This is a genomic window from Paracidovorax oryzae ATCC 19882 (assembly GCF_000687165.1).
Lineage (GTDB): Bacteria > Pseudomonadota > Gammaproteobacteria > Burkholderiales > Burkholderiaceae_C > Paracidovorax > Paracidovorax oryzae.
The window spans coordinates 1-11329 of the sequence record NZ_JMKU01000038.1; the positions used below are offsets into that span (position 1 = coordinate 1).

At 64.1% G+C, this 11329-nt stretch carries 10 protein-coding genes; 7 read left to right on the forward strand and 3 right to left on the reverse strand.

Annotated features, from left to right (window positions below):
• From T336_RS26315 to fabI, 6 genes are all read left to right on the forward strand, one after another.
• Positions 1-1713 (forward strand): RHS repeat-associated core domain-containing protein (locus T336_RS26315; protein ID WP_209435992.1); only part of this gene is annotated, 1713 nt, incomplete at its 5' end.
• Positions 1714-1733: 20 nt separating this feature from the next.
• The gene (locus T336_RS26830; RefSeq protein WP_152034041.1) at positions 1734-2054 is read left to right on the forward strand and encodes a hypothetical protein; all 321 of its coding nucleotides are present in this window, start codon (positions 1734-1736) and stop codon (positions 2052-2054) included.
• 139 nt (positions 2055-2193) lie between these two features.
• Entirely contained in the window at positions 2194-2586 is a 393-nt protein-coding gene (locus T336_RS26835; RefSeq protein ID WP_156957914.1) for a hypothetical protein, read from the forward strand.
• The gene (locus T336_RS26840) at positions 2579-2995 is read left to right on the forward strand and encodes a hypothetical protein (protein ID WP_156957915.1); all 417 of its coding nucleotides are present in this window, start codon (positions 2579-2581) and stop codon (positions 2993-2995) included. Before T336_RS26835 ends, T336_RS26840 begins: the two co-directional genes overlap by 8 nt.
• A 424-nt stretch (positions 2996-3419) precedes the next feature.
• A complete protein-coding gene (locus T336_RS0120845) occupies positions 3420-3911 on the forward strand; it encodes a DUF6714 family protein (RefSeq protein ID WP_051647379.1) in 492 nt (163 codons plus the stop codon).
• Positions 3912-4172: 261 nt separating this feature from the next.
• Positions 4173-4943 (forward strand): enoyl-ACP reductase FabI, encoded by a 771-nt coding sequence (fabI, locus tag T336_RS0120850; protein ID WP_026433986.1) that lies wholly within the window; start codon positions 4173-4175, stop codon positions 4941-4943.
• A 96-nt stretch (positions 4944-5039) separates the two neighbouring features.
• Here fabI and mutS read toward each other — a convergent pair whose 3' ends face one another.
• Positions 5040-7667 (reverse strand): DNA mismatch repair protein MutS, encoded by a 2628-nt coding sequence (mutS, locus tag T336_RS0120855; RefSeq protein ID WP_026433987.1) that lies wholly within the window; start codon positions 7665-7667, stop codon positions 5040-5042.
• Between the two features lie 235 nt (positions 7668-7902).
• On the opposite strand from mutS, the gene T336_RS0120860 reads away from it, so the two are divergent.
• On the forward strand, positions 7903-9681 hold the full coding sequence (locus T336_RS0120860) for a putative bifunctional diguanylate cyclase/phosphodiesterase (protein WP_026433988.1): 1779 nt from the start codon (positions 7903-7905) through the stop codon (positions 9679-9681).
• 19 nt (positions 9682-9700) lie between these two features.
• Here the strand turns inward: T336_RS0120860 and T336_RS0120865 are convergent, their stop codons facing one another.
• Together T336_RS0120865 and T336_RS0120870 are read right to left on the reverse strand one after the other, a co-directional pair.
• Positions 9701-10138: a hypothetical protein gene (locus T336_RS0120865; protein ID WP_026433989.1), complete on the reverse strand. Its 438-nt coding sequence runs from the start codon at positions 10136-10138 to the stop codon at positions 9701-9703.
• A 30-nt stretch (positions 10139-10168) separates the two neighbouring features.
• Positions 10169-11251: a mechanosensitive ion channel family protein gene (locus T336_RS0120870; RefSeq protein ID WP_026433990.1), complete on the reverse strand. Its 1083-nt coding sequence runs from the start codon at positions 11249-11251 to the stop codon at positions 10169-10171.
• Positions 11252-11329: the final 78 nt, after the last annotated feature.

Sequence of the window (11329 nt, forward strand, 5' to 3'; positions counted from 1 at the left end):
GGGCGGCAGGACTGGGCGCGGCAGGTGCGCGAGAACCTGCACGATGCGGACTTCGACCTGCTGCGCGCGGGCGACGGGCCCGGCGAGGGCGCAGGCCCGGTCACGCGCTGGCCGGGCAACCGCATCGGGTGGAGCACCCCTGAACCGGATGTCGATGGAGCCGGCAGCGATGGCAGCGACGGCAACAGCAACGGCACCCTGGTCCGCTACCGCTACGACGCCTTCGGCAACCGGGTGCAGGCGCTGCACGCCGACGGCCGGGCGCAGCGGCTGCGCTACGACGCGCTGCACCGGCTGCGCGAAGTCTGGCAGCGTGAAGCCGGTACGGCTGGATGGCAGCGCGTGGCCTGCTACCGCTACGACCCCTTCGGGCGGCGGCTGGCCAAGACCGTCTTCGGGCACGGCAACGACAACGACAACGGCGACAGCAGCGAACGGGGAGCCGCATCGGGCGTCGCGACCACCACCTACGCCGGCTGGGACGGCGACCGCCTCGTGCACAACGAAGGACCGCAGGGGCTGCAGCACGTGCTCTACGAGCCCGGCTCCTTCGCGCCGCTGCTGCGCCTGGAACGCGAGCAAGCCATTCCCACGGCCATGCAGGCCCTGCTGGTGATGGAGGAAGATCGTGGAAGCGTCGCCGACGATGATCCGGATGGCGGTGAATCCCCCGCCGCCGCCCTGTTCGCGGGCTTGCCGCGCGCACAGCGTGAACTGCTCGAGCGTGCCCTGGACGACGCCACGGGCCCCCAGGGTGATGCACTGCTGGCACGCCTGCAGGCAGGACTGCCCGATGAGGCAGGCGCATTGCTGGTCGCCGGAGTGCAATCCGTGCGACGGCAACAGCAGACTGCTACCCAGGCCCATTCGACGCGTATCCGCCATTTCCTTTGCGATCACCTGGGCACGCCCATTGCTCTGGTGGACGCCAACGGCCCACAAGCGGGTCTGGTCACCTGGGCCGCGACCTACCACGCCTGGGGTGCCATGCGGGAGGAATACGACCCACATGGCGTCGGCCAGCCCATCCGCTTCCAGGGCCAGCAACTCGATGCCGAGACGGGGCTGCACTACAACCGGTTCCGGTACTACGATCCCCTGCTGGGGCAGTATGTGACGCAGGATCCGATTGGGTTGCTTGGCGGCTTGAATAAGTTCACCTATCCGGGAAACCCGATAAGCTGGATAGACCCCCTGGGATTGTCTGGAATATTGACCATCCAATCTTCAGGCAATGGAAATCCGTTGTCTGGCCATTCATGGATAACATACGCTCCAGATGGCGGTTATCCGACTACCTATGGTACCTGGGGGAATAATCCCACGGGCCAAGGAAATGGGCTCTTCGAGAATTTAGAGATTGGCCGTAATGCAGATGCCACGCGATCTATGCGAATCAACGATGAACAAGAGAAAGAGTTGATGGCGAAAATTAAAGACTACAAGAATAGAAAAGAAAACGCCTGGAAACTTGGTGCTCCATGCTCGAGCTTTGCAAGAGATGCTTGGCAGACTGCAACGGGTGAAAATTTGAACTCGAACCTTGGCCCCATCAGTAACCCGAGTACTCTAAAGAATTCGATTATTAATGCGAATGGAGGGAAGATAAGTGAAGTCGCAACCAAGCCCAACGGGACTTCAAGTGCGTCCTTCGGCTCTTTTGGTCGCTCTTCAGGTAGTGTTTCACTAAACTCGCTTGGCAGTTCTTTATGAAATTTATACGTTTATTTTTTATGGGACTGATCTCTTTTATTTTGTCAGCTTGTTCTGCGACTGTACTTGAGTACAAGGACGTCGGAGATTTCGAGGTTCATTTAATAGGTGGTGACCCGGAAAGGTTGCGTTTGAGTGGTTTGGTTCTTCATAGCTCGTTGGGTGCAAAGACCTATGAGTCTAAAGTAGAAGGCGACAAAGCATATTTGAAGATTGTCTTGGCAATGGCTGGCGAAAAAGTGCCTGGAAGATTCTCGCACGATTTTGAAATTGATCGAAGTGTTAATTATGTTTACTTCGGTGATTCCAAGGTTTTGATATGGAGTAGAAGTGCGCAGTAGAAGTAGTCGGTCGATGGCTTAATAATGGCTTGAAGACAGGACGTTTGAGTCATTTTCCTTGCATGGTGATTGTGCTTCTTCTAAAAATCTTGTGTGAAATGTCAGTGGCATGAGGAAATTATCTAATGTCCCAACTCTGTTGTTAGTGATCCTGGTTTTTGGTTCTGCGGTGACGGCTTCCGCCTCGTCATTTCAAGAGCTGGCTGCAAAATGGCTCAAAGCCTATTCATACATGCCACCCTTAGCGGCCTATGGCCTGCTTTCGTTGCATACGCTATTGACGCCGGGGCTCGCTTTGCTTGTATATGGAGTTCTTCTGCTGAAGCAGGGTGACAGACGTTCCAGGTTCTTCCAGGGAAGTGCTTTTTTGATTTATGTTCCCTTCCGGTTGGGCTTGATATTTGTTCTTCTCGGATTTTTCCCGCTATGGCTGATATTCGAGTTGGTGGAGCTGGCATTGCTCGGCTACGCCGCCAAACGCTTGGTTGAAAAGGGTAGAGATAGAGACGTACAGATGTCCGCCGATGGGTGATTGTAAAACCCGGAGTGTGGCAATGCTTTTTAAGAGTTATATTTCTACCAGCCTGCTCTCGTCGTTGTTTGTGGCGTGCACTTTTACGTTGTTTTCTGATAGTGGATTTCGTGGCGTATACTGGTTTATTTTTGGTCTGACATTTGTCATTTCCTTGCCTTTGAATTTGTTGTTCCTGTTTTTTGCAATAGAAATCAACATGAAGTTTGGGGGCGCTTTTGCTCTTGTTTTTGTGTTTTTCATGGGGTTTGCTTCGGTAAGCGCTGTGATTTATTTCCTCTTGCAAAGAATCCCTGGCGTGGATGTCATTTCATTGTTTTATGGTTTTTTTGGTGCTGGAGCAGGTGTAGTATCCATGGTTCTTTATTGGGTGCTGGATGGTTTCTTCAGGAGGCGGCTGTTCTCGTGAGCGGCGCTGGCCGCGGAAATAAGCTGCGCTGAGGTGCCATGGTCAATGAATTCGGAGATGATGGTATTTCCATCGATGAGATCAACTTTCGGGAAAGGGACCATTGAGGTCTGCGGCCTGTTGCTTCGTTTCTGTGGAATACATGCTGCATCGATATGCCTGTCTTACCTTGCTGACTCGCATACTGTTTGGATTGTTGACATAAGTGGCAGGGATTGTCTGGTCTTTGTGATCGCCCTGCCGTGTTGTTTGTTTGCAATGCGCGGTTTTGGGGTTGCACCGATAATCATCGCATCTGCATTGTTTGTCCCAATGTTCTATTTGATGTATTTCATCATTGGCTGCTCATTTTTTGGGGATTGCATTTGAATATGTTCGGGATGTGATTTTTCCGAGGTGTTTTGAACTTCATGCTGGTCGTGTAATGGCAGATGCATCAACACATGCTGCACTTTTGGCGCTGGCGGACGGATTTCCCGAAAATCTGCGTCCGCAGGTATTCAATGATTTTCTGAATGTCGATGACGAATTCCGCGAGCACAACGCGCTATTGCAGTCCAGGGACCACCAGTCGCTGACCAGAGAGGATCTCGGCAGTGTGGGCTGGAATCCCGTCGGTTGCATGAACGTGGCCGGCTGGAGGTACTGGCTTCCGGCGCTGGGCAGAATCGCGCTGAGCACGGAAACGGCCGACCGGGGGTATTTCATGTGGGGCCTGCTCGTTTACCTGAAAAGTCCAGAATCCAATCCAGCGTTTCTTTCGTTCACCCGGCACGAAAGGGAGGCGGTGGCCCGGTTTCTCAAGGAGGCCACACCTTTTGTCCGTGAAAACCTGGAGCCGGAAGTCGAGGTTGAATACGACCTGAAGCCGGTTCAACTGCAGTGGGAAATGTTTTCAAGAGCAGCGGCTGTGTGAGGGCCGGTTCCCGCGCATGCCCTGGCCGATGACAAGGCGCTTTCGCGCCGTTGACCTGGGTCAATGGGCTCGCAGCCCGTTTACGTACATTGCTCCAGTTGCCTCGGAGCAATGCGGGGCCTGCATTCCATCCGGCGGCAACCGCTGATCGCCACAGCGCGGCGTACCCGAGGGGCCGGGGCAATTCCCCGCGTCCTGCTGGCCGCCCTGGCTTTCGTTTTCCTCTCTTTTCTTTTCTCAACCTGCCAACCGAAAGCTCCCATGCCTCTACTGGACCTGCACGGCAAGCGCGGCTTGGTCGTCGGCATCGCCAATGACCAGAGCATCGCCTGGGGCTGCGCCCGCGCCTTCCGCGACGCGGGGGCGGAACTCGCGGTGACCTGGCTCAACGACAAGGCCCGGGCGCATGTGGAGCCGCTGGCGCGGCTGGTGAATGCGCCGATCACCCTGCCGCTGGACGTGGAGCAGCCCGGCCAGATGGAGGCGGTGTTCGATGCCGTCGCCCGCGCGTGGGGGCGGCTGGATTTCGTGCTGCATTCGATCGCCTTCGCGCCGCGCAGTGACCTGTCCGGTCGCGTCACCGACAGCTCGCGCGAGGGCTTCGCGCGGGCGATGGACATTTCCTGCCATTCCTTCCTGCGCATGGCCCGGCTGGCCGAGCCGCTGATGCCGCAGGGTGGCAGCCTGATGACGATGAGCTATGTCGGCGCGGCCGAGGTGATTCCCGGCTATGGCGTGATGGGGCCGGTCAAGGCGGCGCTGGAATCCGGCACGCGCTACCTGGCCGCGGAGCTGGGGCCGAAGGGGATCCGCGTCAATGCGGTCTCCCCCGGGCCGCTGGCCACGCGGGCGGCCTCCGGCATTCCGGACTTCGACACGCTCATGGCGGACGCCGTGCGGCGTGCGCCGCTGCGCCGCCTGGTGGAGCTGGAGGAGATCGGCGCGCTGTGCGCCTTCCTGGCCAGCGACGGCGCGCGGGCCATCACCGGCAATACGCTGTACGTGGACGCCGGCCACCATATCCTGGGTTGACAGGACAGGCAGGCGGCCGGCTGGTGCGGCGTTCCGGCGGTGGGGGCCGGTGGGTGCCGTGTCGGCCGCTGGCCCGCGCCGGGCGCGGCTCACGGCTCAGCCCGGCTGCGCCAGCCGCTTGAGCTGGTAGAGCGCGTCCAGCGCCTCGCGCGGGCTCAGGGTGTCGGGGTGGATGTCCTGCAGCGCCGCTTCCACCGGACTGGCGCCGGGTGCCTCGGATGCGGGCGGCGGGGCGAACAGGTCCACCTGCGTCTCACCTTCGTTGGCGCGCTCTTCCAGTGCCGAGAGTGCGTGCCGGGCGTGGTTGAGCACCGGCGCGGGCACGCCCGCCAGCCGCGCGACGTGGATGCCGTAGCTGCGGCTGGCCGGGCCCGGCTGGATCTCGTGCAGGAACACGATGTCCGAGCCGGACTCGGTGGCACCCACGTGCACGTTCACCGCGTGCGCATGGCGCGTGGCCAGTTCCGTCAGCTCGAAATAGTGCGTGGCGAACAGTGTGAAAGCGCGCGTACGGTCGTGCAGGTGCGTGGCGATGCCGCTGGCGAGGGCCAGTCCGTCGAAGGTGCTGGTACCGCGGCCGATCTCGTCCATCAGCACCAGCGAATGCGGCGTGGCGGCGTGCAGGATCTGCGCGGCCTCGGTCATCTCCATCATGAAGGTGGACTGGGCGTTGGCGAGGTCGTCCGCCGCGCCGATGCGGGTGTGGATCGCGTCGATCGGGCCCAGCCGGCAGTGCGCGGCGGGCACGTGGCTGCCCATGCTCGCCAGCAGCACGATCAGCGCCACCTGCCGCATGTAGGTCGATTTACCGCCCATGTTCGGACCGGTGATGATCTGCATGCGCGTGTTGGCGTTCAGGCGCGTGTGGTTCGGGATGAAGGCGCCGGCCGAGGTTTCCGCGAGGCGCGCTTCCACCACCGGGTGGCGGCCGCCCTCGATCTCGATGCAGGGTTCGGCCGTGAACTGCGGCGCGCACCAGCCCAGCGTGAGCGAGCGCTCGGCCAGCGCGCAGAGCGCATCGAGCGCGGCGATGGCCTGCGCGGCGCGGATGAGCGCCGGCACGTGCGGCTGCAGTTGGTCTAGCACCTGCTCATAGAGCCACTTTTCGCGCGCCAGTGCGCGCTCCTGGGCCGACAGCGCCTTGTCCTCGAAGGCCTTGAGCTCGGGCGTGATGAAGCGCTCGGCGTTCTTCAGCGTCTGGCGCCGGCGGTAGTCGTCGGGAACACGGTCGAGGTAGCTGCTCGTGACCTCGATATAGAAGCCGTGCACCTTGTTGAACTGCACGCGCAGGTTCGGGATCAGGGTGCGGGCCTTCTCGCGCGTTTCCAGCGCGAGCAGGAAGTCGTCGCAATGGTTCTGGATGCCGCGCAATTCGTCGAGCTCGGCGTCGAAGCCGTCGGCGATCACGCCGCCGTCGCGCACCAGGGCCGAGGGCTCCTCCAGGATCGCGCCGCCCAGCAACGCGCCGCAGGCGGGTGGCGCGTGCAGGTCGCCGACGATGCCGGCCAGCAGGGGATCGTGCCAGCGGTGCTCGGCGGCGATCTGTTCGGCCTTGTGCAGCGTCTTGCAGAGCGCCACCAGTTCGCGCGGGCGCACCTGCCGCAGCGCGATGCGCGCGGTGATGCGCTCCACGTCGCTCACGCCGCGCAGCGCGGCGCGCAGGGCCTGCCAGCTGCCCGCACCGCCCCGGTCGCCGCGCAGTTCCGCGGTGGCCGCCAACCGCGCGCGGGCCTCGGCGCGGTCGCGGCGCGGCTCCAGCAGCCAGGTCTTGAGCAGGCGGCTGCCCATGCCGGTCATGCAGGTGTCCAGCAGCGAGAAGAGGGTCGGCGCATCCTCGCCGCGCAGCGTGCGCGTGAGCTCCAGGTTGCGGCGCGTGGCGGGGGGCAGGGCGATCAGTTCGTCGTTCTTCTGCACGCGCACCGCGTGGATGTGCGTGAGCGCGCGGCCCTGCGTGTGCTCGGCATAGGAGAGCAGGGCGGCGCTGGCGGCATGGGCATGGGCGAGGTCCTGTGCATCCCAGGCGTTGAGGCTGGCGGCACCGAGTTGTTCCAGCAGCTTGCGCGCGCCCAGTGCGCCGTCGAACTGCCAGTCGGGCCGCAGGCTCAAGGGGCAGGACAGCACGCCGCCCTGGCGCAATGCCTGCAACTGCTGCTCGAAGCGCTCGGTCACGCCGGCGCTGTAGATCACCTCGCTCGGGCCGATGCGCGCGATCCAGGTGCCGACTTCGTCGTGCGTGCATTCGGCCAGGTGCACCACGCCCTGCGTGACGCTGAGCCAAGCCAGCCCGCAGCGCGCGCGCGGCGCCTGGTGCACGGCCAGCAGCATGGCTTCGGCCTTGTCCGGCAGCAGTTCGCTGTCGGTGAGCGTGCCAGGCGTGACCACGCGCACCACCTTGCGCTCCACCGGCCCCTTGGACGCGCCCACCTCGCCCACCTGCTCGCAGATCGCCACCGACTCGCCCATGCGGATCAGGCGGCCCAGGTAGTTCTCCAGCGCATGGAAGGGCACGCCGGCCATCACCACCGGCTGCCCGGCGGATTGCCCGCGCTGCGTGAGGGTGATGTCCAGCAGGCGCGCGGCTTTTTCCGCATCGGCCCAGAACAGTTCGTAGAAATCGCCCATGCGGTAGAAGACCAGCGTGTCGGGGTAGCCCGCCTTGAGGGCGAGGTACTGCTGCATCATGGGTGTGTGGGCGGAGAAGTCGGCGGGGTTCCCCTCGGCCATCGGCGATGGCTCCTTGTCGTTCTGCAAATTGGTACCTTTGTCCATGGCGCTGGGCAGGCGCGCCGAAGCCGGGGCGCCTGCCGGATGAGTCCGGTGCGATGGGGCGATTATCCTGCGTGGAGCTCGGTTGTTCAGTTTCGGCAGGCATGGGATCATGGACCCGGCGTTTGACGCCTTTTTCCGGTTCCCGAGACCTTCGTTAACCCATATGCCTGCCCGCGAGCAGCCCCCTCAAATGCCAGACCATGAATCGTCGGCCGATGCCCGGGAGAGGGAGCGGCTCCATCTGCTCGACTGCTCGATGCTGCTCGATACCCCGGCGAGCGAGGAGTTCGACCAGATCACCCGCCTGGCCAGCCAGATCTTCGACATGCCCGTGTCGCTGGTGACCTTCGTGGACGCCGATCGCCAATGGTTCAAGTCGCGCCTCGGCTTCCCTTTTGCACAGACCGACCGGGCGTCGTCCTTCTGTACCCATGTCGTGGAAGCGGCCGACGTCATGGTGGTGGAAGACACGGTCCTCGATCCGCGTTTCGAGCGCAATGCGCTGGTGACGGGCGAGCCGTACATCCGTTTCTATGCCGGCGCCCCCCTGCTGCTGGATTCGGGCCACGTGCTGGGCTCGCTGTGCGTGCTGGACCACCGCCCCCGGACTTTCAGCCCGCAACAGTGCGACCAGCTGTCCACGCTCGCCAGGATGACCATGGCGCACATCGAGCTGCACCAGCGCGCGGGCAGGGTCAATGCCGTGACGCGGATGCCCAACCGCACGCAGCTGTTCGAGGACCTGCGTGGCCGCGCCGCCGGTACGCCGTCGGCGCTGATGATGGTCGAGATCATGGACCACGAGCGCATGCTCGCCGAATCGCGCGCGGTAGGCTCCGAACCGCTCGAGTCGCTGACCATCGCCTTCGCCGCGAGGCTGCGGCAGCTTGTCGGGCGGAGCGTCACCATCTACCACGTCGGCGAGATGCGCTTCTGCCTGGAGCCCGCTGGAGGCACCCATGCGCAGCGCGAGGCATTCGCCGCGCAGGCGGTGGCCACCCTGGGCGGCCCGATGGCCTTCGACGGGCGTGCGATCGAACTGGCGCCCACGGCCGGGCTGGTGGAATTCGATGCCGGCGCCATCCGCCCCAGCGATGCGCTGAGAATGGCCAGCGCAGCCCTGCATTCCGGCCTGGGCAGCGGGGCGGCTTTCGCGTGGCACGACGCCGCGCTAGACGCCTCCCACCGCCGCGCCTATCGCCTGATGCGCGAGATATCGCCAGCCCTGGCACGTGGCGAATTCAGGCTGGTCTACCAGCCCAAGCTCAACCTGCGGGCGGGCGCGTTCACCGGCGTGGAGTCGCTCGCGCGCTGGCGCCATCCCGAACTGGGCGACGTGTCGCCGGGCGAATTCATCCCGCTGGTGGAGGGGGGCGCGCTCATCCACGAGTTCACCCGCTGGGTGCTGCGGACCGCGCTGGAGCAGCTGGCCCGCTGGCACGGGCAGGGGATCGAGCTCACGATGGCCGTCAACGTCTCCTCCCGCAACCTCGAGGAGGCTGCCTTCGTGGACGATGTGCGGCGGATCTGCGCGTCGGCGGGGGTCGATCCGCATTACCTGCACGTGGAGTGCACCGAAAACGCGGTGATGACCAGCGCGCGCACCCAGTCCGCGCTGGAGGAAATCCGGGCGATGGGCGCCCAGATTTCGCTGGACGATTTCGGCATGGGCTACTCCAACCTGGCCTGCCTGCGCCGGCTGCCGGTGGAGCTGCTGAAGCTGGACCAGTCGCTGGTCAAGCCCATCGACAGCGACACACGGGCATGGCTGCTGGTGAAGTCGTTGATATCGCTGGGCCATGCGCTGGGCTATCGCATCCTCGCCGAGGGCGTGGAGACCCGCGAGGCGTTCGGCATGCTGGCGGGCGCGGGGTGCGACGCGGTGCAGGGATACCACCTGTCGCGTCCGCTGGAGGCGGAGGCGATACCGGGTTTCTTGCGGCTGCCGTTGCCGGAGTGGGCAGCCTAGGCGGAGAGAGCCGCGTCGGCTACGCCCCCGAGCGTCCGAACCTGTCGAACGCGGCCGTTGCCAGCTGGCCCGCACGCCCCATCAGGAGGAATTCGGCCGGGCCCTCTCCACCTTCGCGCAGCCGTACGCGCGCATCTCCGGAATCCGCGATGGGTTCCACGGCCTGCAGTTGCTGCCAGGGCAGGGTGATGGACGGATGGTGGAATAAGACGAACCATGGCGCGGACAGCGACAGCCCCTCCGGTCCCGCGGCCACGGTCAGGCAATGGGCGAAGTGGATCGGCAAGCCGTGCACGCGCCCCATGCGTGCCGAGGCGAAACGGACGGCCCCCCCGCCAGGCGGTGCGTGCTGTGGAAAGCGGGCGGCGAGCGTGCGCCAGCCCGATCGCGTGGCGAGCATCCGGCAGGCGTTGATCCAGAAGACAGGCAGAAGCAGCAGGAACCAGAGCGTGTTCATCGGGGGCCGGCGGGAAGGCGGAACTGCGGATTATCGACGCTGACCTGGCAGTTCCTCCTCCACCACCCCGCCGCCGCCTGACACCAGTGCCCGCGTCTGCGGCAAGCCTTCCGGATACTCGCGTTGCATGAATGCGACAAGGGCTTCCCGTACGCGGCAGCGCAGGTCGAATGCCAGCCCCGAGGAGCGGGCCGACACCAGCACGCGGATCTGGATGGTGCGCTCGGTCACATCGGTGAGCTGCAGCACCTTCACGCGCTGGTCCCACTCCGGCGCGGTGGCCAGGATGCGGTCGAGTTCCTGGCGCAGCGGATCCAGCGGCATCCGGTAGTCGGCATACAGGAACACGGTGCCGAGGATGGCCGAGCTGGTGCGCGTCCAGTTCTGGAACGGGTTCTCGATGAACCACTGCAGCGGGATGATGAGCCGGCGCTCGTCCCAGATGCGCAGCACCACGTAGGTACCGGTGATTTCCTCCACCCGGCCCCATTCGCCTTCCACGATGAGTACGTCGTCGATGCGGATGGGCTGCGCCAGCGCGATCTGCAGGCCGGCGATCATGTTGCTGAACACCGGCCGGGCAGCGATACCGGCCACGATGCCCACGACGCCCGCGGAGGCCAGCAGGCTGGCCCCGACCTGCCGCGCGCCGGGAAACGTCATCAGCATGAGGGCGAGGGCCGCCATCACCACGCCCGTCATGGCGGTGCGCGACAGTACCCGCGCCTGGGTGGCGATGCGCCGCGCCGCGAGGTTGTCCTCCACGTCGGCCGGATAGCGGGCGATCACGCCGTCGGCCAGGCCGCCGATGCCTGCCACCAGCAGCCAGGCGACGGCCGCGATCAGTGCCAGCCCGCCCGTGTGCCGGACGGTCCCGATATAGGGTTGCTCATTGCTCGCCGCCACCCACACGACCTGCAGCGCCGCCAGGGGCAGCAGCAGGCGTGCCACGGGGACGCAGGCCTGCACCACCGCGTGCAGGACGGGCACGCCGCGCGTGGCGCGCAGGGCGACGAGGGCCGCGATGCGATGCACCACTGCAGCGGCCGTGACCGCGATCAGTGCCGCGACCGCCGTCGCCACCCAGGGAGAGAGGTGTGTAAAAAAATCCATGCTTTGTTACCTTTTGCCATACTGTGGGCTCCATGTGCGCGTGGCCCATCCACGTGTGGTGTGTTTCCTGCCGTTTGC

Bases quoted from the DNA above. Each gene is read 5' to 3' on its own strand.
- T336_RS26830 (WP_152034041.1), top strand. From the start codon at position 1,734: ATGGGACTGATCTCTTTTATTTTGTCAGCTTGTTCTGCGACTGTACTT.
- T336_RS26840 (WP_156957915.1), top strand. From the start codon at position 2,579: ATGGGTGATTGTAAAACCCGGAGTGTGGCAATGCTTTTTAAGAGTTAT.
- T336_RS0120845 (WP_051647379.1), top strand. From the start codon at position 3,420: ATGGCAGATGCATCAACACATGCTGCACTTTTGGCGCTGGCGGACGGA.
- fabI (WP_026433986.1), top strand. From the start codon at position 4,173: ATGCCTCTACTGGACCTGCACGGCAAGCGCGGCTTGGTCGTCGGCATC.
- mutS (WP_026433987.1), bottom strand. From the start codon at position 7,667: ATGGCCGAGGGGAACCCCGCCGACTTCTCCGCCCACACACCCATGATG.
- T336_RS0120860 (WP_026433988.1), top strand. From the start codon at position 7,903: ATGCCAGACCATGAATCGTCGGCCGATGCCCGGGAGAGGGAGCGGCTC.
- T336_RS0120865 (WP_026433989.1), bottom strand. From the start codon at position 10,138: ATGAACACGCTCTGGTTCCTGCTGCTTCTGCCTGTCTTCTGGATCAAC.
- T336_RS0120870 (WP_026433990.1), bottom strand. From the start codon at position 11,251: ATGGATTTTTTTACACACCTCTCTCCCTGGGTGGCGACGGCGGTCGCG.